This window comes from Streptomyces sp. NPDC048664, from assembly GCF_040650555.1.
Classification (GTDB): Bacteria; Actinomycetota; Actinomycetes; order Streptomycetales; family Streptomycetaceae; genus Streptomyces.
The window spans coordinates 227,836-252,104 of record NZ_JBEZHK010000006.1; the positions used below are offsets into that span (position 1 = coordinate 227,836).

Annotated in this window: 21 protein-coding genes; 11 read left to right on the forward strand and 10 right to left on the reverse strand. The window is 71.9% G+C overall.

Going from position 1 to position 24,269, the window contains the following annotated elements; all coding sequences use genetic code 11:
- Positions 1–70: 70 nt before the first annotated feature.
- Positions 71–619: a DinB family protein gene (locus AB0C59_RS09400; protein ID WP_363002273.1), complete on the forward strand. Its 549-nt coding sequence runs from the start codon at positions 71–73 to the stop codon at positions 617–619.
- 94 nt (positions 620–713) lie between these two features.
- Here the strand turns inward: AB0C59_RS09400 and AB0C59_RS09405 are convergent, their stop codons facing one another.
- Positions 714–2,126, reverse strand: coding sequence for a glutamate decarboxylase (locus AB0C59_RS09405; RefSeq protein ID WP_363002275.1), 1,413 nt, complete (start codon positions 2,124–2,126; stop codon positions 714–716).
- 51 nt (positions 2,127–2,177) lie between these two features.
- On the reverse strand, positions 2,178–3,464 hold the full coding sequence (locus tag AB0C59_RS09410) for an ion channel protein (RefSeq protein ID WP_363002277.1): 1,287 nt from the start codon (positions 3,462–3,464) through the stop codon (positions 2,178–2,180).
- A gap of 163 nt (positions 3,465–3,627) precedes the next feature.
- Here AB0C59_RS09410 and AB0C59_RS09415 point away from each other — a divergent pair, with 163 nt between their 5' ends.
- Together AB0C59_RS09415 and AB0C59_RS09420 are read left to right on the forward strand one after the other, a co-directional pair.
- Positions 3,628–4,389: a MerR family transcriptional regulator gene (locus tag AB0C59_RS09415; RefSeq protein ID WP_363002279.1), complete on the forward strand. Its 762-nt coding sequence runs from the start codon at positions 3,628–3,630 to the stop codon at positions 4,387–4,389.
- Between the two features lie 153 nt (positions 4,390–4,542).
- Positions 4,543–5,637 (forward strand): VTT domain-containing protein, encoded by a 1,095-nt coding sequence (locus tag AB0C59_RS09420; RefSeq protein ID WP_363002281.1) that lies wholly within the window; start codon positions 4,543–4,545, stop codon positions 5,635–5,637.
- Between the two features lie 18 nt (positions 5,638–5,655).
- On the opposite strand, the gene AB0C59_RS09425 is transcribed toward AB0C59_RS09420, so the two are convergent.
- Both AB0C59_RS09425 and AB0C59_RS09430 read right to left on the reverse strand, forming a co-directional pair.
- Complete coding sequence (locus tag AB0C59_RS09425; RefSeq protein ID WP_363002418.1) at positions 5,656–7,305, reverse strand: threonine/serine exporter family protein; 1,650 nt, start codon at positions 7,303–7,305, stop codon at positions 5,656–5,658.
- A gap of 317 nt (positions 7,306–7,622) precedes the next feature.
- Positions 7,623–8,114, reverse strand: a complete 492-nt coding sequence (locus AB0C59_RS09430; RefSeq protein WP_363002420.1) for an inorganic diphosphatase — start codon at positions 8,112–8,114, stop codon at positions 7,623–7,625.
- A gap of 85 nt (positions 8,115–8,199) precedes the next feature.
- On the opposite strand from AB0C59_RS09430, the gene dacB reads away from it, so the two are divergent.
- From dacB to folE, 6 genes are all read left to right on the forward strand, one after another.
- Positions 8,200–9,870 carry a D-alanyl-D-alanine carboxypeptidase/D-alanyl-D-alanine-endopeptidase gene (gene dacB, locus AB0C59_RS09435; RefSeq protein WP_363002283.1) on the forward strand — a complete coding sequence of 557 codons (1,671 nt, stop codon included), beginning with the start codon at positions 8,200–8,202 and terminating at the stop codon, positions 9,868–9,870.
- 393 nt (positions 9,871–10,263) lie between these two features.
- Complete coding sequence (locus tag AB0C59_RS09440; protein WP_363002285.1) at positions 10,264–11,391, forward strand: zinc-dependent metalloprotease; 1,128 nt, start codon at positions 10,264–10,266, stop codon at positions 11,389–11,391.
- Positions 11,392–11,589: 198 nt separating this feature from the next.
- Positions 11,590–12,705, forward strand: a complete 1,116-nt coding sequence (gene tilS / locus AB0C59_RS09445) for a tRNA lysidine(34) synthetase TilS (protein ID WP_363002287.1) — start codon at positions 11,590–11,592, stop codon at positions 12,703–12,705.
- Positions 12,706–12,939: 234 nt separating this feature from the next.
- Complete coding sequence (gene hpt, locus AB0C59_RS09450) at positions 12,940–13,500, forward strand: hypoxanthine phosphoribosyltransferase (protein ID WP_363002289.1); 561 nt, start codon at positions 12,940–12,942, stop codon at positions 13,498–13,500.
- A gap of 221 nt (positions 13,501–13,721) precedes the next feature.
- Entirely contained in the window at positions 13,722–15,746 is a 2,025-nt protein-coding gene (gene ftsH / locus AB0C59_RS09455; RefSeq protein WP_363002291.1) for an ATP-dependent zinc metalloprotease FtsH, read from the forward strand.
- A gap of 144 nt (positions 15,747–15,890) precedes the next feature.
- On the forward strand, positions 15,891–16,496 hold the full coding sequence (folE, locus tag AB0C59_RS09460; RefSeq protein WP_363002422.1) for a GTP cyclohydrolase I FolE: 606 nt from the start codon (positions 15,891–15,893) through the stop codon (positions 16,494–16,496).
- 53 nt (positions 16,497–16,549) lie between these two features.
- Here the strand turns inward: folE and AB0C59_RS09465 are convergent, their stop codons facing one another.
- From AB0C59_RS09465 to AB0C59_RS09490, 6 genes are all read right to left on the reverse strand, one after another.
- Entirely contained in the window at positions 16,550–17,026 is a 477-nt protein-coding gene (locus tag AB0C59_RS09465; protein ID WP_363002293.1) for a DUF3180 domain-containing protein, read from the reverse strand.
- A gap of 50 nt (positions 17,027–17,076) precedes the next feature.
- A complete protein-coding gene (folK, locus tag AB0C59_RS09470; RefSeq protein ID WP_363002295.1) occupies positions 17,077–17,688 on the reverse strand; it encodes a 2-amino-4-hydroxy-6-hydroxymethyldihydropteridine diphosphokinase in 612 nt (203 codons plus the stop codon).
- The gene (gene folB, locus AB0C59_RS09475) at positions 17,685–18,044 is read right to left on the reverse strand and encodes a dihydroneopterin aldolase (RefSeq protein WP_363002297.1); all 360 of its coding nucleotides are present in this window, start codon (positions 18,042–18,044) and stop codon (positions 17,685–17,687) included. The genes folK and folB overlap by 4 nt, the downstream gene beginning before the upstream one ends.
- A gap of 230 nt (positions 18,045–18,274) precedes the next feature.
- Complete coding sequence (locus AB0C59_RS09480) at positions 18,275–18,808, reverse strand: nuclear transport factor 2 family protein (protein WP_363002299.1); 534 nt, start codon at positions 18,806–18,808, stop codon at positions 18,275–18,277.
- Positions 18,805–19,665 carry a dihydropteroate synthase gene (gene folP / locus AB0C59_RS09485; RefSeq protein WP_363002301.1) on the reverse strand — a complete coding sequence of 287 codons (861 nt, stop codon included), beginning with the start codon at positions 19,663–19,665 and terminating at the stop codon, positions 18,805–18,807. Before folP ends, AB0C59_RS09480 begins: the two co-directional genes overlap by 4 nt.
- Before the next feature lie 119 nt (positions 19,666–19,784).
- Entirely contained in the window at positions 19,785–21,602 is a 1,818-nt protein-coding gene (locus AB0C59_RS09490) for a phosphatidylglycerol lysyltransferase domain-containing protein (protein ID WP_363002303.1), read from the reverse strand.
- 201 nt (positions 21,603–21,803) lie between these two features.
- Here AB0C59_RS09490 and AB0C59_RS09495 point away from each other — a divergent pair, with 201 nt between their 5' ends.
- Together AB0C59_RS09495 and AB0C59_RS09500 are read left to right on the forward strand one after the other, a co-directional pair.
- On the forward strand, positions 21,804–22,931 hold the full coding sequence (locus AB0C59_RS09495) for an alpha/beta hydrolase-fold protein (protein WP_363002305.1): 1,128 nt from the start codon (positions 21,804–21,806) through the stop codon (positions 22,929–22,931).
- Positions 22,932–23,028: 97 nt separating this feature from the next.
- On the forward strand, positions 23,029–24,261 hold the full coding sequence (locus AB0C59_RS09500) for a hypothetical protein (RefSeq protein ID WP_363002307.1): 1,233 nt from the start codon (positions 23,029–23,031) through the stop codon (positions 24,259–24,261).
- The last annotated feature ends 8 nt before the right edge of the window (positions 24,262–24,269 follow it).

The following is a 24,269-nucleotide window of genomic DNA, read 5'->3' on the forward strand; positions in this document are numbered from 1 at the left end:
TCCTCAATGGCTCCTAACGTCGGTGTCAGGCGGGGACGGACCCGTCGGGGACGACGAAAGGCGGACGGTCATGGTCACTCATGTGCGAGCCGAGGCCGAGGGCGACGAGCGCGGGGCGCTGCTCTCCTTCCTCGAGGAGCAGCGCGGCGGCATCCGGCGGGCGCTGCTCGGGCTGACGGAGGAACAGGCGGTCTCCCGCCCGAGCGCCAGCGAACTCTCCCTGGGCGGGCTGCTCAAGCACGCCGCCGAGGTCGAGCAGAGCTGGATCGCGCGGGCCAAGGGCGAACCGCCCGCGATCGAGCGGAACGAGGCGAACTGGCACGAGTGCTTCGCGCTCATGGGCGACGAGACCGTCCAGTCCCAGCTCGACCACTGGCGGAAGGTGGCCGACGAGACGGAGGCGTTCATCCGCGCGGTGCCGAGCCTCGACGACACCTTCGCCCTGCCGGACGCCCCCTGGTTCCCGCCGGACGAGCGGGTCTCGATGCGCTGGGTGATGCTCCATCTGATCCGCGAGACGGCCCGGCACGCGGGCCACGCGGACATCATCCGGGAGTCCCTGGACGGAAGGACGGCCTTCGAACTGGTCGCCGCGGAGCGAGGCGCTTCCCAGGGCTGACCGGGCGGCGGGCCGCACGTCCGCCCGACACGGAGTCGCCCCGCCGGCAGCGGGGCGACACCGGGACCGGCGTCCAGGGGCGCCCGTACGGGACTCAGTGGTGGAAGCTCGTCGCCTTCTGCTTGTCACGGGTCAGCGGATGCGGTTGGCGCCGCAGCAGCGGCAGCGCGCGGCACAGGTCCTCCAGGAACAGTTCGGCCAGGTCCGCCGAGAAGCCGTTGCGGCACACCACCCGCAGCACGGCCAGGTCCTCGCGGTTGGGCGGGAAGGTGTACGCGGGCACCAGCCAGCCGAACTCGCGCAGCCGCCGCGAGACGTCGAAGACGTCGTACTTCTCGACGTGGTCCGCGGTGGTGAACGCGAAGACGGGCAGCTCGTCGCCGCGGGTGAGGAGCCGGAAGTCGCCCATCTCCTCCACCTTCGCAGCGAGCCCCCGCGCCACGTTCCGCGTGGTCTGCTGGACCGCCCGGTAGCCGTCATGGCCCAGCCGCAGAAACGTGTAGTACTGGGCGACGACCTGGGCGCCGGGCCGGGAGAAGTTGAGCGCGAAGGTCGGCATCTCGCCGCCCAGGTAGTTGACGCGGAAGACGAGTTCGTCGGGCAGTGCCTGCTTGTCCCGCCACAGCGCCCATCCCACCCCGGGGTAGACCAGGCCGTACTTGTGCCCCGAGGTGTTGATCGACGCGACCCGGGGCAGCCGGAAGTCCCACACCAGGTCCTTGTCGAGGAAGGGCGCGATCATGCCCCCGGACGCGCCGTCCACGTGGACGGGGACGTCCAGGCCCGTGCGCTCCTGGAGCGCGTCCAGGGCGGTGCACAGGTCGGCGATCGGCTCGTAGGACCCGTCGAAGGTGGAGCCGAGGATGCCGATCACGCCGATGGTGTTCTCGTCGCACAGCTCGGCGGCCGCCTGCGGATCCAGGTGGAACCGGTCGCCCTCCATGGGTACCTGGCGCGCCTCGACCTCCCAGAAGTTGCAGAACTTCTCCCAGCAGACCTGCACGTTCACGCCCATGACCAGGTTGGGGCGGGCCTGGCTGGAGGGGTAGCGGTCCGCGTTGCGCAGGGCCCAGCGGCGCTTCAACGCCATCCCGGCGAGCATGCACGCCTCACTCGAACCGGTGGTAGAGCAGCCCACGGTGTTCTCCGGGTCCGGGGCGTTCCACAGGGTGGCGAGCATGGCCACGCAGCGGCGCTCCAGCTCCGCGGTGCGCGGGTACTCGTCCTTGTCGATCATGTTCTTGTCGCAGCACTCCCCCATCAGCCGGGTGGCCTGCTCCTCCATCCACGTGGTGACGAAGGTGGCGAGGTTGAGCCGTGAGTTCCCGTCCAGCATCAGCTCGTCGTGGACCAGCTGGTAGGCGACCGACGGCGGCATCGGTCCCGCCGGGAGCCGGTGCTTGGGCGGCGCCTCGGTCATCTCCACGACCGGGTTCGCCTCCCCGAAGAAGGGGTTCATCGACATGGGGCGCTCGTCGGGCTTCTGCGAGCCGGTGTGGAGCGGCATGGTGTCTCGTCTCCTCGCGTCGGTGGTGGGCGGCTCGGCGGGGCCACCGGCTCACTGAACCGGCGTCCCGTCCTGCCTCAGCTGCATCTGGGGCCGTCCCGTGACCAGGAGCCAGGCGGGCAGGGACGCGATGCAGAGCAGGGCCAGGATCTGGGGCGAGGGGGCCAGCAGGGCCGCCGTGAACAGGCTGAGCCAGCCGGCCCGGGTCACCGCGAGGAGCACGCCCAGCACCCCGGCGGCCACTCCCAGCGCCGGGTGCACGCTGGGGTAGGCGGCGTGCGCGCACAGCCCGAGCGCGGCGCCGACGAACACGGAGGGGAAGATCCGGCCGCCCCGGAATCCGCAGGACGCCGCGACCAGCAGGGCCACGAGTTTCACCACCGCCATGTCCGCGAACTGCGCGGCCGACCAGCCCTCCGGGTTCCGCGCCAGCTCCGCCACCTCGTCGAGCCCCTTGAACAAGGTCAGCCGGCCGCCCATGATCCCCAGCAGCCCCAGGAGCAGGCCGCCGACCGACAGCGCCAGAACGGGGTGCCGCAGGCGGGCGAAGGCGGCGTGGGCATAGGGGAGGGCGTACACGGCGGCCATCGCGAGCAGCGCGGCCGCGGAGGCGATCGCCATCGCGCTCACCACGTCCTGCCAGCCGGGGCGCCCGAAGGGGGGCAGGTTCAGGTCGAAGCTCGGCCGCCCCAGCAGGGTGGTGGTCAGCGCGCCCGCCGCGGCGGCGATCAGCGGCGCGAACACGTTGTCCCACAGCAGCCCCTTGACCGGCCTGCCCGCCAGCGCCTCGGAGAGCAGCAGCGCCGCCGCGACCGGCGTGCCGAACAGGGCGCCGATGGTCGCCGACTCCGCGAGCGACACCCACAGGTTCTCCGGCAGCCGGGGTGCCAGCCTGCGGCCCAGCCAGAAGGCCAGGGCGGCGTTCGACACGAGGACCGGGTTCTCCGGGCCCAGGCTCGGGCCGCCCGCCAGCATCAGCATCGCCGCCACCAGCAGGCCCGGCAGGACGCGGGGCGCCAGCGGGGTCGTCACGGACAGCCCGACGGTCGCCGGGTCGGGTCCGGCGTGCCCCGGGGCCTTCCAGACGACCAGACCGACCAGGGCGCCCGTCGCGGTGAGCACGACGAGCATCCACGGCGCCGTGTAGGGGCCGATGCCCAGGGCGTCGGGAAGGGCGCCCCACAGCACGTGCTGGAGCTGCGTGGCGAGCCCGCTCACCGCCAGGTAGAGCAGACTGGCGCCGACGCCGACGGCGAGCGCGGGAGCCACCAAGGGCAGCAGATCGCGCGCGGGGGTCGCCGGGGAGGCGGGTGCCTGCTGCGCGGTGTCCTGGGCCACTGGCCCACCATAAGGGGACACAACCGGCGTAACGCCCCTGGCGCGCGGACATCGGCGCGGTGTCCCGCGAGACGCGGGAGAAGGCCCCGGGACCGCGCTTGCACCTCACGCGGGGTGAGGACGCACCGTGGAGCGCGTACCGAGAAAGAAGTAAGGAGCGGAAGTGAGCTATTCCGTGGGACAGGTCGCCGACTTCGCCGGGGTCACGGTGCGCACGCTGCACCACTACGACGAGATCGGCCTGCTCACCCCGGGTGAGCGCAGCCACGCGGGCCACCGGCGCTACGACGACGCCGATCTGGACCGGCTGCAGCAGATCCTGTTCTACCGGGAGCTCGGCTTCCCGCTCGAGGAAGTGGCCGCCCTGCTCGACGACCCGGACGCGGACCCGCGCGCGCAGCTGCGCCGGCAGCACGAGCTGCTGACCGCCCGGATCGAGAGGCTGCGGAAGATGGCGGCGGCCGTGGAGCACGCGATGGAGGCACGCGAGATGGGCATCGACCTCACACCCGAGGAGAGGTTCGAGGTGTTCGGGGACAACGATCCGGAGCAGTACGCGCAGGAGGTGCGCCGGCGCTGGGGCGACACCGGGGAGTATGCGGAGTCCCGGCGCCGGACCGCCCGCTACACCAAGGACGACTGGAAGCGCGCGCAGGCCGAGACCGACGCCTGGGGGGAGCGCTACGCCGCCCTGATGGCCGCCGGTGAGCCGCCGACCGGGCAGGCGGCGATGGATCTGGCCGAGGAGCACCGCCGGCACATCTGCCGGTGGTTCTACACGTGCTCGTACGAGCTGCACCGGTGCCTGGGCGACATGTACGTGTCCGACGAGCGCTTCACGGCGTACTACGAGGCCATGCGACCGGGCCTCGCCGCGCATCTCCACGAGGCGATCGCGGCGAACGCGGCGCGGCACACGGCCTGAGGGCGGCGGCGAGGGGCACCCACCGCACCGTGGGCCCCGGGGTCATCGCTGGAACCCGGAGGGGACACCGAGCGTTGATAGCTTTGTCAGGCCATCGTCTGGCGGCAGCTCTCAGGACGCCGCACTTCCCCGACCCATCAGGAGCCCGGAACCGTGACGACGCTTGCCCTCGGACCGAGCTGGCTGGATCCGAACAACCTGCTGGACACCTTCGGAATCTGGGGCCTGCTCCTGGTGGTGTTCGCCGAGTCCGGCCTGCTGATCGGCTTCTTCCTGCCGGGTGACTCGCTGCTGTTCACCTGCGGCCTGCTGATCACGTCCCACCAGCTCGACTTCCCCCTGTGGGCCGCCATAGCCCTGATCTGCCTCGCCGCGATCCTCGGCGACCAGGCGGGATACATGTTCGGCAAGAAGGTCGGCCCCTCGCTGTTCAACCGCCCGGACTCGCGCCTGTTCAAGCAGGAGAACGTGGTCAAGGCGCACGAGTTCTTCGAGAAGTACGGTCCGAAGTCCCTGGTCCTGGCCCGGTTCGTGCCCATCGTGCGCACCTTCACGCCGATCATCGCCGGCGTCAGCGGGATGAAGTACCGCTCCTTCGTCGTGTTCAACGTCATCGGCGGCGTCCTGTGGGGCGCGGGCGTGACCCTGCTCGGCTCCTGGCTCGGCAACATCGCCTTCGTGAAGAGCAACATCGAGGCGATCCTCATCCTGGTCGTCCTCGTGTCGGTCGTCCCCATCGCCATCGAGTTCCTGCGCGCGCGCTCCAAGGCCCGGAAGAACCCCGCGCAGGCCCCGGCGGCCGAGCCGCGGCCCTCCTTCCCGCAGGACGCCGCCTACTCGCAGGGACGGTCCGGCTTCCAGAACCCGCCGGTCATGGACGACGCGACCACGCGGCTGCGCCCCGTGACCCAGGACCACGGCGGGTACGGGAACGGGAACCAGAACCACGGCCACCCCGCGCCGTCGTACGGCGAGCAGGGCCACGCCCCTCGGCCGGGCGCCGCCCAGCAGCCCTACGGCGGGGACCCGTACCCGAACCCGTACCGGAACCAGGGCGGCCACGACCAGCACCAGGGCCCTTACGACGAGTACCAGCACCAGGGCCACTACGGCGAGTACCAGGGCTACCCGCAGCAGCAGCCGTACGGCGCCGGGCAGGACCAGTACTGGGACCAGCACCAGCACCAGGACCCGGACGCCCATCACGACCCCCGGCAGGGCGAGCAGCCCCCCCACGGCCAGAGGTAGAGCCCCGCGCCCCGCGCCTCAGAAGCCGCGGGTCCGCTTGGCCGCGCGCCGGACCCCGGCGGAGCCCACGCGCACGAACAGTCGCGAGATCTCGGCTCCCAGGTTCACGCCGATCGCGATGGCCATGGCGAGCGAGGCGGCCTTGGCCAGGGACACCAGGCCCTTGTCGACGTCGTTCTGGGCCATCGCCAGCAGCCCGAAGTACGTCGCGGAACCGGGCAGCAGCGGCCCGATCGCGGCCGTGGTGTAGGGCAGCGCGGACGCGAACCGGTAGCGCGACAGCAACTGCCCGAACAGACCCACCAGCCCCGCCGCCACGGCCGTGGAGGCGACCGGCGAGAGGTGGCCCGGGTAGACCATGGCGCCGTAGATGACCCAGGCGACGCCCCCGTTGAGGGTCACCCACAGCACCGTGGACCGCTCCTGCTGGAGCAGCACGGCGAAGGTCAGCGACAGCAGCATCGACGCGATGATCTGCACGACGGGCCGCGAGGTGGCGCTCAGCGCCGCGTCGGGGTTGAGCGGGGCGCCCAGCTTCACGCCGAAGTACAGGATCACCAGGACCCCGATGACGATGCCGACGAAGAAGTACATGACCTCCAGCAGGCGGGCCGCGGCGGTGATGTAGAAGCCGGTCAGGCCGTCCTGCACGCCCGCCACCAGGGCCCGCCCCGGCAGCAGGGCGAACAGTCCACCGGTGACCACCGCGGACGCGTTCACGTTCACCCCCCCGACCGTCAGCGCGACGCCGATCGCGGCCGGGGGCATCGCGGCCATCGTGAACTGGTAGAACTCCGGCAGTCCGCGCCCCGCGCACAGCCAGGCCAGGCGGTCGCCGAGCATCGCGCCGATCGCGGCCGCGACGAACACGAGCAGATCGCCGCCGACCAGCACGGAGGCCGCGCCGGCGAGCAGCCCGCTGGCCCCGGTCAGCGCCCAGCCGGGGTAGGGGTGGCGGTTACGGCGGATCTCGGCGAGCCGCCGGTAGGCCTCCTCCAGGGAGATCGTCGTCTCCGGGTCGCTGAGATCGGCCAGCAGCGCGAACACGGCCGCCAGACGCGTGTAGTCCGTGCCGCGGCGCCGCACGGTCCGTGACGCGGTGACCGGGTCGTCGACCAGGGAGGGCTGGTAGGAGACCGACAGCAGGGTGAAGGTGGCGGTGGGCTCGCAGCGGTCCAGTCCGTAGGACCGGCAGACCGCGAACATCGCCGCCTCCACGTCCTCGGCGCCCTCGCCGCCCGCGAGCAGCAGCTCGCCGATACGGAGGGTCAGGTCGAGCACACGCGGCACGGCCGGGTTGTTCTCGCCGGTCCGCTGCACCGGCTCGGGAGCGGGCCGCTCGGCCACCGGCATGCGCAGCATGGTGCGCATCCGGTCCTGCCAGGGCGCCTCCTTGGTCAGCCGGACCGCGGGGAACCCCGCGGGCGGGGTGAACGCGGTCGGGGCCTGTCCCGCGAGATAGGTGCTGGGAAAGCTGAACGCCGACCCCTCCGCGTCCGCTCCGGCGGACTGCGGCGCCTGGAAGCCCTCCGGGAGGACGAAGTCGGAGGTCGTCTCCGGCTCGCCGCCCACCACCGGGGGCAGGGCGAGCCCCTCGGGCACGGCGAACTCGGACGTCGTGGACCCGTCCGCGACGAACGACGGCGACGACGCGGACGAGGACGGCAGGACCGTGGGAATCGTGAGCTCGGACGTCAGCGACGAGACGGACTCCGCGTCCGGGCCCGAGACGCTCTCCTCCTCGTCCCGGCCCTCGGGCGCGAACGCGCTCCTCGCCTCGTCCGACGGCGGCTTGCGGTCGTCCTCCTCCGCGTCCGCCGACCCCGTCTCGCGGCCCTCCGCGTCCGCCTCCGCCACCTGCTCCCGCCTCGTCTCGCCTGCGTGTACGTCTCTCGCCTACCTCCCGTACGCCTCAGTATGCGCACCGGTACGAGAACGGGCCGCGCAACCCCACCAGGGTCACGCGGCCCGCAAGGCTACGACGGTCAGTGACCGCCCTCCTCCTCGAACCGCTTGTAGGAGCGCTCGATCTCCTGCTCGGCCTCCACACGGCCCACCCAGTTGGCGCCCTCGACGGACTTGCCGGGCTCCAGGTCCTTGTAGACCTCGAAGAAGTGCTGGATCTCCAGGCGGTCGAACTCCGACACGTGGTGGATGTCACGCAGGTGCTCCACACGCGGGTCGGTCGCCGGGACGCACAGCAGCTTGTCGTCGCCGCCGGCCTCGTCCGTCATGCGGAACATGCCGATGGCGCGGCACTTGATCAGGCAGCCCGGGAACGTCGGCTCGTCCAGGATGACCAGCGCGTCCAGCGGGTCACCGTCCTCGCCGAGGGTGTTCTCGACGAATCCGTAGTCGGTCGGGTAGGCGGTCGAGGTGAAGAGTCGACGGTCGAGGCGGATCCGACCGGTCTCGTGGTCCACCTCGTACTTGTTCCGCGAACCCTTCGGGATCTCGATCGTGACGTCGAACTCCACCGGTGGCTCCTCCATGATCAGCACATAGTTCTGGTGATTAAGTGTCCCTCACGCAGCTGTGTGATCGCGAAAGGGGCTGGTGGTCATGCCGGAGCCGAGGGCCTGGCGGGCCGCGGGGCCGCGTCTGGCGCGACTCGCGCGAGCCGTGGAGCCGCGCCTGAAGCATCTGGCCCGGTCCGTGCGCCCGGGTGCGCGGCGGGACACCGAGACCGCCGCACCGCGCGTGGCACGGCTCGGCGGGGTGGTGAAACCGCACGTCGCGCGGGTCGCGCGCGCCGTGCGCCCGCGCTCCGGGGGGCTCACCACCCCCCAGCTCGCGGCCGTCGCGACCGTCGCCGGCCTCGCGCTCGCGGCGGGGGCCGTGACCGCCGCCGGTCCCTGGGACTCCGCGGGTCAGCGTACGGCCGAGCGGGAGCGGGCCGCGGCGTGGGGCGGCGAGGGTGGCGCAGATCACGCGGGTGATTCCGGTACGGCGGCCCGGACGCCGGTGGCCGCGCCGAGCGCCGTCCCGGTGCTCGCCGGGATCGGCGACGGTGCCGCGAACACAGCGAAGTCCGCGCCGCTCGGGCCGGAGCTGTCGACCGTGCTCGGCAGGTTCCTGAGCGACGGCGCGCTCGGCCCCCGGCGCTCCGCCGCCGTCGTGGACGTGGCCACGGGGCGGCGCCTGTACGGCAGGGACGTCTCCGGCGCGCTGACCCCCGCTTCCACGACGAAGATCGCCACGGCCGTCGCCGCGCTCTCCGCGGCCGGCGCGGACCACCGCTTCACCACCCGCACCGCGCTGGAGCCCGGGACCGGCAAGCTGGTGCTCGTCGGCGGCGGCGACCCGACCCTGACGGCCCGCGCGAAGGCCGACGGCTGGGCGAGCCTGCGCACGCTCGCGGACCGCACCGCGGCGGCCCTGAAGAAGCGCCACACGGCCTCGGTGACCCTCTCCTACGACGCCTCCCTCTTCACCGGGCCGGCGCTGCACCCGATCGGGGCCAACGAGAACCTCGCACCGGTCACCGCGCTGGCGGTCGACGAGGGCCGCCGGGACGGCTCCTCCAGCGGACCGGCCGAGCGGGGCACGGACCCGGCGGGGGACGCCGCCCGGGCCTTCGGCACGCTGCTGCGCGCGCGGGGCGTCACCACCACGGGCGGCACGGCCGCCGCCGCGGTCCCGGCCGCCAAGGCGAGCGCGCGCGCCGCCACGTTGGCCTCCGTCCAGTCGCCGCCCCTGTCGGAGGTGGTCGAGCGGATGCTGACCAACAGCGACAACGACATCGCCGAGGCCCTCGCCCGCCAGACCGCCCTGGCCCTGGGAGGGCAGCCGAGCTTCGACGGCGGCGCCGCGGCGATCCGCGCCCAGCTGGACAAGCTCGGACTCCCGCTCGCCGGGGCGGCGTTCCACGACGGCAGCGGTCTGAACCGGGACGACAGGCTCACCGCCGACCTGCTGACCCGGCTGCTGGCGACCGCGGGCTCCCGCGCGCACCCCGAACTCCGTCCGGTCCTGACCGGGCTGCCGGTGGCGGGCTTCACGGGCACGCTCAGCGACCGCTACGCGGACGCGGCCGACTACGCGGGCGTGGGGCTCGTCCGCGCCAAGACGGGCACCCTGACCGGCGTCAACACCCTTGCGGGGACGGTGGTGGACGCCGACGGCCGCCTGCTGGCCTTCGCCTTCCTGACGGACGGCTCGCCGGACCAGCAGGGGGCCAGAGCGGCCCTGGACCGCACAGCCGCGGCCCTGGCGGGCTGCGGCTGCCGCTGAGGACCGCTTCATCGGACCTGCACCTGCCTGGTGGCGCGGGGAACTGCGCGCCGAGCCACGGCGTGCCCGCACCTGCCGGAGGGAGGCGGGCTACCGTCCAGGGGCGCGGGGAACTGCGCGCTGAGCCACGGCGGACCCGCACCTGACCCGCTCCCCCCCGGAGGGGCACCGCGCGACAGGCGCCGGGGGACCCGCACCTGCCGGCGAGGGTGGGTCCTTGCTGGGGGCGCGGGGACCTGCGCGCCGAGCCACGGCGTGCCCGCACCTGACGGGAGGAGGCCGGCTCCGGCCCCGGGGGCGCGGGGAACTGCGTGACGAGCCACAGGTGCCCGCGCCTGACCCGCTCCCCCCGGAGGGGCACCGCGTCCGCACATCAGCACGTACGGTTGACACATGACGAGCATCGGTGGTGCCGAGATGGTCGACTGGAATCTCGCGGTGGCGACCGCGACCCGACTCGCGCGGCCGGGACCCGAGGTGACCCGCGACGAGGCACGAGCCGTCGTGGCGGAGCTGCGCCGCCACGCGAAGGCCTCCGAGGAGCACGTCCGCGGCTTCACCCGCATGGGTGACGAGAGCACCCACGACACCCCGGTCCTCGTCGTGGACCGCCCCGGCTGGGTCCGCGCGAACGTGGCCGGCTTCCGCGAGATCCTCAGGCCGCTCCTCGACAAGATGCAGGAACGGCGGGGGAGCACCACCGGCGGAGCCGTCCTCGGGGCCGTCGGCGGCAAGGTCACCGGGGTGGAACTGGGCATGCTCCTGTCGTTCCTGTCCTCCCGCGTCCTCGGCCAGTACGAGACCTTCGCCCCGCCCACCCGCGACCTGCCCGCCGGGCAGAACGGCGGTGGGCGCCTCCTGCTGGTCGCGCCCAACATCGTGCACGTGGAGCGCGAACTCGACGTGCGCCCTCACGACTTCCGCCTCTGGGTCTGCCTGCACGAGGAGACCCACCGCACCCAGTTCACCGCGGTGCCCTGGCTGCGCGATCACCTGGAGGGTGAGATCCAGTCGTTCCTCGGCGAGACCGAGGTGGACCCCATGACGGTCCTGGAACGCGTCCGGGAGGCCGCCCAGTCGTTCGCGGGCGGCCGCCCGGAGTCGGAGGAGGGCGAGGAGGACGGGCGATCCCTCGTGGAGCTGGTGCAGACACCCGCCCAGCGGGAGATCCTCGGCCGGCTGACGGCGGTCATGTCCCTGCTGGAGGGCCACGCCGACTTCGTGATGGACGGTGTCGGGCCGGACGTCGTCCCCTCCGTCGCCGAGATCCGCGAGAAGTTCCAGCAGCGCCGCGCGAAGGGTGCGTCCCGGCTCGACCTCGCCCTGCGCAAACTCCTGGGACTGGACGCCAAGCTGCGTCAGTACCGCGACGGCGAGCGGTTCGTACGGGCGGTCGTCGAACAGGTCGGCATGGACGGCTTCAACCGCGTGTGGACGTCACCGAACACACTTCCGACGAAGTCGGAGATCGCCAAGCCCGCGGAGTGGATCGCACGGGTGCACCGCAAGGCGGACTCGTGAGAGCCGGATCCACGCGAGCGTAGTCAAACGAATCCGGCCGTCGGCAGGTGAACGCCTCGCCAATCACCCGTCCGAGGGACCGTGAGCCATGCGTAGGCGTGCAATGCTCGGGGAACGGCCCGTTTCTGTCACCATCGACACACTCTGAGTGACCAGCTTCGGGTTCACCCCCCCGACAACTTCAGAAGGGAACCGGACATGGGTCCCCATCCTGCGGTCGCGGCGATACGCCTGGCGGTCCGCCGCGTCCTTCACGACATCCTCATCGAGCACACCGCGCAGCAGCGCACCGAACAGCGTCCGGCGGAACAGCTCGCCGGGCAGCGCACCGAGCCGCCCGGCGAGTGGCGCACCGGCCGCCAGGCCCCGCACCAGCGAGCGGCCGAGCCGCCCGCACCGGCCGCGCCACTCGTCCTCGTGGCGTGCTCCGGCGGCGCCGACTCCATGGCGCTGGCCTCCGCCCTCGCCTTCGAAGCCCCCAAGATCGGCGTCAGGGCCGGCGGCGTCACCATCGACCACGGCCTGCAGCCGGGTTCCGGGCTGCGCGCCGAGGAAGTCGTCCTGCGCCTGCGTGAACTGGGCCTGTCGCCGGTCGAGTCCGTCGCCGTGACCGTCGGCCGCGACGGCGGCCCCGAAGCGGCCGCCCGCGACGCGCGCTACGCCGCCCTGGACGCCGCCGCCGCCCGCCACGGCGCCACCGCGATCCTCCTCGGACACACCCGGGACGACCAAGCTGAAACCGTCCTGCTGGGTCTCGCCCGCGGCTCCGGCATCAGGTCGCTGTCCGGGATGGCCGCGGTCTCGGGGGCCGACGGCCGCTACCGCCGCCCGTTCCTGCACATCGACCGCCAGACCGCCCGCAAGGCCTGCATGGCCCAGTCCCTGCCCGTCTGGGACGACCCGCACAACACCGACCCCTCCTACACCCGCTCCCGCCTGCGCCACGAGGGCCTGCCCGCCCTGGAGAAGGCGCTCGGCAAGGGAGTCGTGGAAGCCCTCGCCCGCACGGCGCAGCTCTCCCGCGACGACGCCGACGCCCTCGACGCCTGGGCGAGCCAGGCGGAGTCCGCCGTGCGCGACGCCACCGGCCTGCTGGAATGCGCCAAGCTCTACGCGCTGCCGCCCGCCGTGCGCCGCCGGATCCTGCGCCGCGCCGCCATCGAGGCCGGCGCCCCGGCGGGCTCCCTCTTCGCCCGCCACATCGAGGAGATCGACCGTCTGATCACCGGCTGGCGCGGCCAGGGGGCCATCAATCTCCCGGGCAAGGTGGTCGCTCAGCGGCAGGGTGGCAGACTGGTGATCCGGCAAGGCTGAAAACGCGCCCCCCAGGGGGCGCCCGGCCGCCCCTCGGGGCAGGACCGGTCGGCCACGCGCGCGGGCCTCGACAGGCGCGCCGCGGCCGAAAGGGAGAGCGCGCTTGGGCCGTACGGGCCGCAGTCGCAACACTGCGGGCGTGTGCGGACCTCTCCGGGAACAGGCGGCCGCCGGCGACGGCGGCCACCGCACCTCGGCGGCGAGTGCGCGACAAGTGCGGGACGACCGAAAGTGATGCGGGTGGACGCGAAAGACATGGGTGCCGACCTCCAGCAGGTGCTCATCACCAAAGAAGAGATCGACGCGAAGCTCGCGGAGCTCGCCGCGAAGATCGACGCTGAGTACGCGGGCAAGGACCTGCTGATCGTCGGCGTGCTCAAGGGCGCGGTCATGGTCATGGCCGACCTCGCCAGGGCGCTGTCCACCCCGCTCACCATGGACTGGATGGCCGTGTCCTCCTACGGAGCGGGCACCCAGTCCTCCGGCGTCGTGCGGATCCTCAAGGACCTCGACGCCGACATCAAGGGCCGGCACGTCCTGATCGTCGAGGACATCATCGACTCGGGCCTGACCCTGTCGTGGCTGATCTCCAACCTCGGCTCCCGCGAGCCCGCCTCCCTGAAGGTGTGCACGCTGCTGCGCAAGCCCGACGCCGCCAAGGTCGCCATCGACGTGGAGTGGGTCGGCTTCGACATCCCGAACGAGTTCGTGGTCGGCTACGGCCTCGACTACGCCGAGAAGTACCGCAACCTCCCGTTCGTCGGTACGCTCGCGCCTCACGTCTACGGCGGCTGACGCCACGGGGTACGGCCGTCCGGGCGGCGGCCGTACCCGCGGGGCACGGTCCGTTCGAGACGAGCGGGAACCCTTCCGGGTCTCCCGCCGTTGGAGCATGCGTGAACGGTATGCCGGGAGTCCCCTGCGGCTTCGGGTGACCATCCTGGGGTACCGTCAGAAGAACTGTCTTTATCAAACTCACTATGGCAGGAGGGACGGGGCGACACCGCTCCGTATGGATGGACGTGAAGCGATACTTCCGTGGGCCGGTCATGTGGATCGTGCTGGCCGTCCTTGCCGTGGTCGTGTTGATGCAGGTCGTCGGGTCGTCCGGCGGCTACAAGACGGTTGACACCGGCAAGGTCGTCGCAGCGATCAACGAGAACAAGGCGCAGTCGGCCAAGCTGACCACCGGTGACGAGCAGATCCTCAAGGTCTCGCTCAAGAACGGTGTCAAGGTCGATGGCAGCTCCAAGATCCAGGCGAGCTACATCGGCAACCAGGGCGTGACCATCGCCAAGACGTTGCAGGACAAGTACCAGAGCAAGCAGATCCCGGACGGCTACACGGTCTCGCCGTCCAAGCAGAATCCCTTCGTCTCGATCCTGCTCTCGCTGCTGCCGTTCGTCCTGATCGTGGTCGTGTTCCTGTTCCTGATGAACCAGATGCAGGGCGGCGGCTCCCGGGTCATGAACTTCGGGAAGTCCAAGGCCAAGCTCATCACCAAGGACACTCCCAAGACGACGTTCACGGACGTCGCGGGCGCCGACGAGGCGGTCGAGGAGCTCCAGGAGATCAAGGAGTTCCTCCAGGAGCCGGCCAAGTTCCAGGCCGTCGGCGCCAAGATCCCCAAGGGCGTGCTCCTGTACGGGCCCCCCGGAACGGGCAAGACCCTCCTCGCGCGCGCCGTGGCGGGCGAGGCCGGCGTGCCCTTCTACTCGATCTCGGGCTCCGACTTCGTCGAGATGTTCGTCGGTGTCGGTGCCTCCCGGGTCCGCGACCTGTTCGAGCAGGCCAAGGCGAACGCCCCGGCGATCGTCTTCGTCGACGAGATCGACGCGGTCGGCCGCCACCGCGGCGCCGGCCTCGGCGGCGGTCACGACGAGCGCGAGCAGACGCTGAACCAGCTGCTGGTCGAGATGGACGGCTTCGACGTGAAGGGCGGCGTGATCCTCATCGCCGCCACGAACCGGCCCGACATCCTCGACCCCGCCCTGCTGCGCCCCGGCCGCTTCGACCGCCAGATCGCGGTGGACCGCCCGGACATGCAGGGCCGTCTCGAGATCCTCAAGGTCCACCAGAAGGGCAAGCCGGTCGCCCCGGACGTCGACCTGTCGGCCGTCGCCCGCCGCACCCCCGGCTTCACCGGCGCGGACCTGTCGAACGTGCTGAACGAGGCGGCGCTCCTGACGGCGCGCAGCGACCGCAAGCTCATCGACAACCTGATGCTCGACGAGGCGATCGACCGTGTGGTCGCGGGCCCGCAGAAGCGGACCCGGATCATGTCGGACAAGGAGAAGAAGATCACCGCGTACCACGAGGGCGGTCACGCCCTGGTCGCGGCGGCCTCGCCGAACTCCGACCCGGTCCACAAGATCACGATCCTGTCCCGCGGCCGGGCCCTCGGGTACACGATGGTGCTGCCGGACGAGGACAAGTACTCCACGACCCGCAACGAGATGCTGGACCAGCTGGCCTACATGCTGGGCGGCCGCGCGGCCGAGGAGCTCGTCTTCCACGACCCCACCACGGGTGCCGCGAACGACATCGAGAAGGCCACGTCCACGGCCCGCGCGATGGTCACGCAGTACGGCATGACCGAGCGGCTGGGAGCGATCAAGTTCGGTGGCGACAACACCGAGCCGTTCCTCGGACGCGAGATGGCGCACCAGCGCGACTACTCGGAAGAGGTCGCGGCGCTCGTCGACGAAGAGGTCAAGAAGCTCATCGAGAACGCGCACAACGAGGCCTGGGAGATCCTGGTCGAGAACCGCGACGTCCTCGACAACCTCGTCCTGGCCCTCCTGGAGAAGGAGACCCTGGGCAAGGAGGAGATCGCCGAGGTCTTCGCGCCGATCGTCAAGCGTCCGCCGCGGCCCGCGTGGACCGGCTCCTCGCGCCGCACGCCGTCCACCCGCCCGCCAGTGCTCTCCCCGAAGGAGCTCGCGCTGACGAACGGGGCGAACGGCGCGACGGCCGCGATCGCCAACGCCACGGAGTCCCTGCCCACGGAGTCCGCTCCGGAGGACCACCGGGACAGCTGACCGGCGCTTTCGCGCAGGGGCCCGAGGGCCCCGGGCTTCCAGCCGCGCCCCCCAGGGTTCTAGCCTGGGGGGCGCGGCCATGCGTGGACCCGCATCCGGCGCGTGTCATCCGCCGCGTCGCACAAGCAGGAACGAGGCACCCAGATGACCGACCCGGTGACGCTGGACGGCGACGGAGAGATCGGCGAGTTCGACGAGAAGCGCGCGGAGAACGCCGTACGGGAACTGCTCCTGGCGATCGGGGAGGACCCCGACCGCGAGGGGCTGCGCGAGACCCCCGGCCGGGTCGCCCGCGCCTATCGGGAGATATTCGCGGGTCTGTGGCAGCAGCCCGAGGACGTCCTCACGACGACGTTCGACCTCGGTCACGACGAGATGGTGCTGGTGAAGGACATCGAGGTGTTCTCCACCTGCGAGCACCACCTCGTGCCGTTCCGCGGGGTCGCGCATGTCGGCTACATCCCGTCCACCAGCGGGAAGATCACGGGACTGTCCAAGCTGGCCAGGCTCGTGGACGTCTTCGCCCGCCGGCCGCAGGTGCAGGAGCGGCTGACCACGCAGATCGCCGACTCGCTGATGGAGATCCTGGAGCCGCGCGGGGTGATCGTGGTGGTCGAGTGCGAGCACATGTGCATGTCGATGCGGGGGATCCGCAAGCCCGGGGCGAAGACGATCACGTCGGCGGTGCGGGGGCAGCTGCGGGACGCCGCCACGCGGAACGAGGCGATGAGCCTGATCATGGCGAGGTAGCGCCGCCGGGCGCGGGCCCCGGGGGGACCCGGCTCCAGGGCCTGTTGCGGGCCCTAGGCCGGGGCGGAGGTGTCGTCCTCGTCGTCCGGGAGCTTGCACACCCGCTCCAGGAAGAACGCCGCCGCTATGACGGCGATGCCGGCCACCGTCGAGAACCCGGCGTAGATGGCCTGGTCACGGATGGCCGGAACGTCCAGGGACTGGAGGAGGAAGACGCCCGTCCCGCCGTACATCCCCGCCACCAGCGACGCCACCAGGGCGCTCGCCTGGCCGAAGACGACCGCTCGGGCCGCCATCAGCGGGTCGACGCCCTTCGCGCCGGTCCGCCGCTCCCGCTGAGCCTTGAACCGCGCCCGCAGCGACAGCGCCGTGGCCAGCAGGACCACGGCGATCAGCGCCAGGACGATGGGCGCGGCCAGCGGGACGCTCGGCAGGGTGCCCACCGAGCTCCACAACCGGGCCCCCGACCAGGACAGCACCCCCGCCACGACGAACACCGCTGCCAGCGTCCTGATGCGCAGCTCTTTCACGATGCCCCTTCGTCAGCCCACAGCCCTGCTCGCTCGGTAGACCTTAACGACTACTCGGGCAGCCGGAGTTCCAGGTCCGCGCGCGGGGTGACGCCTTCCCGGGTGACGGCGGCGAGCAGTTCGGCCACCGGGCCATGGCCGGGCAGTCGGGCCTCCTGGTCGAGGTCGTGCCAGGGGGCGAGCACGAAGGCCCGCTCATGGGCCCGGGGGTGGGGCAGGGTGAGGACGGGGTCGTCGGAGACGATCTCGGCGTACGCGACGATGTCCACGTCCAGGGTGCGGGCCGCCCACCGCTCGTCACGCACCCGGTGGAAGGCCTCCTCGACGGCCTGGGCGCGCTCCAGCAGGGAGGAGGGCGGCAGGGTCGTCTTCACGACGATCACCGCGTTGAAGTACGCGGGCTGGCTGCCCGGCTCCACGCCCCACGGCTCCGTCTCGTACACGGGCGAGACGCCCTTGACCCGCATGCCCGGGGTGTCCTCGAACGCGTCGATGGCGCCCTGGAGGGTCTCCAGGCGGTTGCCCAGGTTGGCACCCAGGGAGATCACCGCCAGTTTGGGGTTCTGCAGGGTGGTGTCGGCGGCGTCCACGCGCTCCACCACGGACGTCGGCACCGGCTGGACGGTCGGGTCGCTCTGACCCCCGGTGAAGAATGCGGTCATACTCGGCTCCGGGTGATGGTGACGGTCACGTCGTCGAAGGGGACCGTGATCGGTGCGTCCGGCTTGTGGACGCAGACCTCGACCTCCAGGACGGGGGCATGCCCCAGGCAGGAGAACGCGATGCGTTCGGCGAGCGTCTCGATCAGGTCGACGGGCTCGCCCTCGATCAACGCCGCCACCTCCTCCGCGACGATGCCGTAGTGCACGGTCTTCGAGAGGTCGTCGCCGGCCGCGGCCGCCCGGGTGTCCAGGCTCAGGACGAGATCCACGACGAAGGTCTGGCCCTCCTCGCGTTCCTTGGGGAACACGCCGTGGTGCCCACGGGCCCTCAGGCCGCGCAGCGCGACACGATCCACGCGAATCACTCCTGCAATCGTCGGTAGCGGCAGGTCCTCACCGGGTGCGGTCGGAACACCGGTCTCGACGAATCTACCTGCGAGCACTGACAGCACCCGTGCGCGGGGGCACGCGACCCCGCGCCGTCCAGGCAGTCCCACCGACCGTTTTCCCCGGGGTACCGGGCGGCCTGCCGAATGGCCCGCCGTCCGTACCCGGGAGTAGGTGATTCCGACCACGTACCCGCCGCCTACCCAATCCCGGGCGGCTGACCACCCCCTCGTCCGGGGGATTCGTCCTCTTCCTCCTCGCCGGACTCCGTCAGCACGGGTGAGGCGTGGTGCGACCAGAGTTTCCAGCCGCCGGGTGTGCGCCGGAACACGTTCGTGGCGACCACCAGCTGACCGACCAGCGGGCCGAGCTCGGCGCCGTCCTCGGGCGCCGGGCCCCCGCTGAGGATGTTCTCGGTGCAGGTCACCAGGGCGGTGTCGCCGGTGACGGAGACATGGACGTCGGTCAGGAAGAACTGGATGTAGTCGGTGTTCGCCATGATCAGCGCGTACGACCGCAGCACCTCGCCGCGTCCGGTCAGTACCGGCCAGCCCGGGTGCACGCAGGAGATCACACCGGTGTCCGCCGGGTCGTGGTACTCCTCGTCCACGCCCAGGTCGGCGGGCGTGAGCCAGAGCGCGGACACCTCGTCGAAGTCTCCCCGCTCCATCGCCTCGTAGAAGGCGGTGTTGGCCCGCTCGACCTCTTCGACGTCGGTGTGGGCGGTGCTCACCTGGCTCCTTCGATGGCGCGTGCGACGCGTACGGCGTCGGCCGTGGCCCGGACCTCGTGCACGCGCACCGCCCAGGCGCCGGCCTGCGCGGCGAGGGCGGAGACGGCGGCCGTGGCGGCGTCCCGCTCGCGCGCGGGGGGCGGCGCGCCGTCGGCACCGGCCAGGACCCGGCCCAGGAACCGTTTGCGGGAGGCCGCCACCAGGAGCGGGTGCCCGAGCGTGCGCAGCCGGTCGAGCTGGGCGAGCAGCGCCAGATCGTGCTCGGCCTCCTTGGAGAAGCCGAGACCGGGGTCCACCACGATCCGGTCGGCGGCGACACCGCCCTCCAGCACGGCCTCCACGCGCGCGTGCAGCTCGTCCGCCACCTCGGCGACGACGTCCTCGTACACACCCCTGACGTTGCCCCCCTCCAGGAAGCCGCGCCAGTGCATGACGACGAAGGGGGCCCCGGAGGCGGCGACGGTCGGGATCATGTCGGGGTCGGCGAGGCCGCCGCTCACGTCGTTGACGAGGGCGGCGCCGGCGGCGAGGGCCTGTTCGGCGACCCGGGCGCGCACGGTGTCCACGGACACCGCGACGCCCTCGGCGGCGAGGCCGCGGACGACCGGGACGACGCGCCGCAGTTCCTCGGCCTCGTCCACGCGGGTGGCACCGGGGCGGGTCGACTCGCCGCCGACGTCGACCAGGTCCGCGCCCTCGGCGACCAGGTCCAGGCCGTGCTTGACGGCCGCGGTGGTGTCGAACCAGCGTCCGCCGTCGGAGAAGGAGTCGGGGGTGACGTTGACCACCCCCATGACCGCACAGCGGTCCCATGTCGGAAGCCCTGCCACGTGGCCCCGCCCGGTTTTGGTGCTCATACGTTCAGCGTAGGCCCCGCCGCCGGCCGCCTCGGCGGACCGCCCCCGCGGGACCGCCCCACCCGCCGGGTGCCGGGGCCCCGGACGGATGGTCGGGGCCCCGGACGCGGAGTGGCGGGTCAGGCCGGGCTGGTCTTCGAGACGCCGTGGGCGCAGGGGCGGGGCGACGACGAGCGGCGCAGCAGGCGGGGCAGGGCCAGGGTCACGAAGCCCTCCGCCTGCATCGCCGCGATGCCGATCCGCGGCAGGTCGCGGGAGGAGGCGTAGACCACGAAGCGCGGCTCCCAGCGCGGCTGGAACTTCGCGTTGAACTTGTACAGCGACTCGATCTGGAACCACCGGGAGAGGAAGACCAGCAGCCCGCGCCAGGCCCGCAGCACGGGCCCCGCGCCGATCTTCTCGCCGCGGGCCAGCGCAGAGCGGAACATCGCGAAGTTCAGCGAGACGCGGGCGATGCCCAGCTTGGGGGCGGCCTGGAGCGCGGCCACGATGAGCAGTTCGTTCATGCCCGGGTCCGCCGAGCGGTCGCGGCGCATGAGGTCCAGGGAGGCTCCGTCCGTGCCCCACGGCACGAAGTGCAGCACGGCCTTCAGGTCCCCGTACGAGCCCGTCTCCGCGTCGGCCTTGTGGGCCGTCGCGATCAGGCAGTCGCCGTCGGCCGCGTCACCGATGCGTCCCAGGGCCATCGAGAAGCCGCGCTCGGTGTCGGTGCCGCGCCAGTCCTCCGCGGCGCGTCGTATGCGGTCGAGTTCACCGTCGCTGAGGTCACGGATGCGCCGCACCCGGGTTTCGTAACCCGCGCGTTCGATGCGCTTCACCATCTGGCGCACGTTCCGCATCGCACGCCCGGACAGGGAGAAATCCGCGACATCCACCACCGCCTCGTCGCCCAGTTCGAGGGCGTCCAGGCCGGTCTCCCGGGTCCACACCTCACCGCCCGTCTCCGAGCAGCCCATGACCGCCGGGGTCCAGGAGTGGGCCTTGGCCTCGTCCATGAAGCGCTCGATGGCGCCGGGCCACGCCTCCACGTCGCCGATGGGGTCGCCGCTGGCCAGCATCACGCCCGACACGACGCGGTAGGTGACCGCGGCCTTGCCGCTGGGCGAGAAGACGACCGCCTTGTCGCGGCGCAGCGCGAAGTGGCCGAGGGAGTCGCGGGCGCCGTGCTTGGCCAGCAGCGCGCGCAGCTGCACCTCGTCCTCCTCGGTGAGCCGGGCGGCCGGGTGCTCGGGCCGGAAGGCGAGGTAGATCGTGGTGACCGAGGTCAGCAGGCCGAGCGCGCCGAGCGAGAAGCCCACCGTCCAGGAGGCGTTGCCGGTGTAGTCGACCGGGCCCTCGAACCCGAGCAGGCCGTACAGGACGTGCTCGATACGGTCCGACAGGCTCGGGTCGCCGACCATGCGGCGGGTGTGGACGCTGACGATGACCAGGCCCAGGCCCAGGGAACCGGCGCCCATGAGGATGAAGTTGGCGAGCGCCCGCCAGCGGCTGCGCGGATCGGGCAGGGCCGCGAACTCGTCGCGGTGGATCACCAGCGGCACCAGCAGCAGCACGGCGATCAGCACGCCGATCACCGAGTGGCGGTAGACGAACTCCGCGACGGCACCCGCCGGCAGCAGGACCACCGCCGCGCGCCAGGCACGGCGCTTGCGCCGCCGCAGTCCGTGCGCGAGCAGCAGCAGTAGAATGCCCACGCTCAGCGACAGGGCCGCGGCGAACGGGCCGAGTGAGCCCGGAAGGACCTCGGCCACCTGGTGCATGCGGCTGTTCCTGAACCGCGGGAAGACACCCGCCGCGATGTCCAGGAAGCCCACGAGCGTGCACGCCCCGGCGATCAGCGCGGGGACGGACTCCGGGCGGGGGCCGCGGAGTATGCGGCGTACCGCTGATCGCTCCGGAACCTGAGCCGGCTTTTCCCCATCTATCCTGACAGACATCGCATCCCGTAGTTCTGCGAGAGACCTTGAGTCCGGCGCCATTCGGGCATCCGGCGACATTGCGCCCTCTAGGACGGTGTCTTGGGGAGAGAGGTTCACTCCCCATCACAAAGCCGGTTCAAAACCGAAGGAAAGTCCGGGGCAAGTCCGCGCGAAAGCGTGGGGCGGGTCCGGGGCGGAAAGCGCAGTCGGGAAGAGCTCATGGGTCTCACGAGCAACAAGGTGCTGGTGCTGGCGGTCACGTTTGCCGTGCTTCTGTTCGTCGGTACGGTCTGGATCTGGCCGCGCCTGGCACGCCGCGGCTGGCTGCCCGTCAGCGGCCGGGTCGGTCTGCTGTTCGCCACTCAGCTCGCGCTCTTCGCGTCGGTCGGGCTGGCCTCCAACCAGGCCTTCGGGTTCTACGCCAGCTGGGCGGACCTGTTCGGCCAGGAGAACGAGCAGGGCCTGGTCATCGACCACGGCGCCGGGGGTGCGACCGGCGGTCCCCTCCAGGTGCTCGGCACGCAGCCGGTGTCCGTCTCGGGCGGGTCGCGCAAGGAGCTCGGCGGCCAGATCCAGAAGGTGGACATCACGGGCGGCGCCTCCCACCTCACCTCGCAGGCCTACGTCTACCTTCCGCCCGAGTACTTCCAGCCGCAGTACCGCACGCGGACCTTCCCGGCGGCCGTCGTGCTCACCGGCTACCCGGGCACGGCGGAGGCGCTCTACAAGGGGCTGAAGTTCCCCCAGACGGCACACGACCTGGCCAAGGAAGGCAAGGCGCAGCCGATGATCCTGGTGATGCTGCGCCCGACCGTGGCCCCGCCGCGTGACACGGAGTGCGTGGACGTGCCGCGCGGTCCGCAGTCCGAGTCGTTCTTCGCCAAGGACCTCCCCGAGGCGGTCCTGTCGCACTACCGGGCGGGCAGGAAGCCGGGCAGCTGGGGGATCATAGGCGACTCGACGGGCGGCTACTGCGCGTTGAAGCTCGCGATGCACCACCCGGAGGTGTACGCCGCCGGAGCGGGCCTCTCGCCGTACTACAAGGCACCGATCGACCCGACCACGGGCGATCTGTTCCGTGGGAACAAGGATCTGCAGAACCGTTCCGACCTCTTCTGGTGCCTCAAGAACCTGCCGGCGCCCGACACCTCACTGCTCGTCACCAGCAGCAAGGTGGGCGAGCACAACTACAAGTCGACGCTCAAGTTCATAGACGAGGTCCAGGCCAAGAACCGGACCCGGATCTCGTCGATCATCCTCGACAGCGGTGGCCACAACTTCAACACCTGGCGGCGGGAGATCCCGGCGGCGCTCCAGTGGATGAGCACGCGGCTCAGCGACCGCTGAGCGGCCGGGCCCCCGCACTGCTGTGAAGAATCCGTGGTGGCCGTGTTTTTACCGGGTGGGCCACCATGATTCGCCTACGCGCGGTAAGTTTCTGGCCATGCCACGTGGACGCCACCGCCATTCTCCGCCCTTGCACAGGCTGTTGCCGCCGTCGGTGATAGCCGGCGTCTCGGTCGTCTGCGCCGCGGGGCCCTGGCTGTTCACGGAGCCGACGGGGCTCCGTGTGCTGGCCGCGGCCGCCGCGGTGACGACGGCTGTGGGCGCCTTCGTCATGCGCAGCTGGGACGTGGCCGCGGGCAAACAGGTGGCCGACCTCACGCGCGCGCGGGTGAGCGACGAGTGGCAGTACGAGGAGCGGGTCGCCGAGCTGGAGGGCGATCTGGAGGAGTCGCGCGAGCTGCGGACCAAGCTGGAGCACAAGCTTCGGGCCAAGCGCACGGAACTCGCGAAGCTGCGCAACGAGCACGCCGCCCTGCTGCGCCGGTACGCCACGGCCGAGACGGAGCGGGCGAGCGCTCTGGAAGGCCGGCGGCTGCTCTCCGTCGAGACGGTGCCGGCCGCGAGGGCGCTGCCGGCGGCGGAGGCGGACAGGGCGGGCGCGCACACGGCGCCGGAGGCCGTGGAGGCCGCGTCCGAGAAGTCCGAGAGGTTCGAGAAGTCCGGGGCGGACGAGCAGGACACGGACGGCGGCCCGGGCGGGCCGCGCGCGTTCTCGCCGGAGGGTGCCGCGCTCTACCTGCGGGCCGGTTCCGCGCTGGCGCGCATGCTCCAGGCCGCCGAGGACGAGGAGGCCGCCCTGGACGAGGAGGCCGAGTCCTTCTCGGACACCCCGCCCGGCAGCGACGACCCCGGTGACGGAGGCGGCGGCCGGCCCCGCACCGCCGAGACCGCCGACGAATCCGAGACCGCCGAGGCTCCCGAGGCCACCGAGGCGGGTGGGGCTCCTGAGGCTCCCGAGCCGACGGCGACGGCGGAGCCGGAGCGGTCCCAGCAGTCCCCCGCCAAGCCGGCGCGCCCCAGCGGGCACTTCGCGGTGCCGACCGCCGTGGCCGTCGTACCCGAGGAGCCGCCGCGGCGACGCACCTCGGTGCAGGGCGGTTTCGACTTCTTCGGCGCGCAGCGGACGAGCGAGGCCATGGAGTCCGTGCAGAACGAGGACCTCGCCGACGTCGTCGGCCAGGAGGCCCTCGCGATGCACAAGGCGGAGTCCGAGTCCGGCTTCAAGCCCGCGCTCCCGAAGGAGCACGGCGCGGGCCAGGTCATCGACCTGACGGCCCACGACGAGACCGAGCAGATAGACGTCCAGAACCTCCGCACGGCGGCCTCCTGACCCCGCCC

What these genes read in the sequence shown, in the direction of transcription:
- AB0C59_RS09400 (WP_363002273.1), top strand. Translation starts at nt 71, where the DNA reads ATGGTCACTCATGTGCGAGCCGAGGCCGAGGGCGACGAGCGCGGGGCG.
- AB0C59_RS09405 (WP_363002275.1), bottom strand. Translation starts at nt 2,126, where the DNA reads ATGCCGCTCCACACCGGCTCGCAGAAGCCCGACGAGCGCCCCATGTCG.
- dacB (WP_363002283.1), top strand. Translation starts at nt 8,200, where the DNA reads ATGCCGGAGCCGAGGGCCTGGCGGGCCGCGGGGCCGCGTCTGGCGCGA.
- AB0C59_RS09440 (WP_363002285.1), top strand. Translation starts at nt 10,264, where the DNA reads ATGACGAGCATCGGTGGTGCCGAGATGGTCGACTGGAATCTCGCGGTG.
- tilS (WP_363002287.1), top strand. Translation starts at nt 11,590, where the DNA reads ATGGGTCCCCATCCTGCGGTCGCGGCGATACGCCTGGCGGTCCGCCGC.
- hpt (WP_363002289.1), top strand. Translation starts at nt 12,940, where the DNA reads ATGCGGGTGGACGCGAAAGACATGGGTGCCGACCTCCAGCAGGTGCTC.
- ftsH (WP_363002291.1), top strand. Translation starts at nt 13,722, where the DNA reads ATGGACGTGAAGCGATACTTCCGTGGGCCGGTCATGTGGATCGTGCTG.
- folE (WP_363002422.1), top strand. Translation starts at nt 15,891, where the DNA reads ATGACCGACCCGGTGACGCTGGACGGCGACGGAGAGATCGGCGAGTTC.
- folK (WP_363002295.1), bottom strand. Translation starts at nt 17,688, where the DNA reads ATGACCGCATTCTTCACCGGGGGTCAGAGCGACCCGACCGTCCAGCCG.
- folP (WP_363002301.1), bottom strand. Translation starts at nt 19,665, where the DNA reads ATGAGCACCAAAACCGGGCGGGGCCACGTGGCAGGGCTTCCGACATGG.
- AB0C59_RS09490 (WP_363002303.1), bottom strand. Translation starts at nt 21,602, where the DNA reads ATGTCTGTCAGGATAGATGGGGAAAAGCCGGCTCAGGTTCCGGAGCGA.
- AB0C59_RS09495 (WP_363002305.1), top strand. Translation starts at nt 21,804, where the DNA reads ATGGGTCTCACGAGCAACAAGGTGCTGGTGCTGGCGGTCACGTTTGCC.
- AB0C59_RS09500 (WP_363002307.1), top strand. Translation starts at nt 23,029, where the DNA reads ATGCCACGTGGACGCCACCGCCATTCTCCGCCCTTGCACAGGCTGTTG.